1 protein-coding gene is annotated in these 209 nt (G+C 51.7%); it reads left to right on the top strand.

What is annotated here, in order from left to right; translation table 11 throughout:
• A partial coding sequence (locus ACTHSP_RS24430) for a collagen-flanked surface repeat-containing protein (RefSeq protein ID WP_440347266.1) occupies positions 1-209 on the top strand: 209 nt, incomplete at both ends.

The following is a 209-nucleotide window of genomic DNA, read 5'->3' as shown; positions in this document are numbered from 1 at the left end:
GGTAAGAACGCTGAAGCCGACGTTAAAGACAACGGCAACGGTACTCACACTGTAACCATCAAAGACGGTAACGGTAATACCACTACTACCATCCTTAAAGACGGTGCTACTGGCGAAAAAGGTGACACTGGTGCAGCCGGCGCTAAAGGCGACAAAGGCGATAAAGGTGACACTGGTGCAGCCGGCGCTAAAGGCGACAAAGGCGATAA

Source organism: Neisseria sp. P0001.S005, from assembly GCF_051963715.1.
Note: the sequence above shows the minus strand (reverse complement) of the source record. Positions and strands in the feature narration are given on the sequence as shown.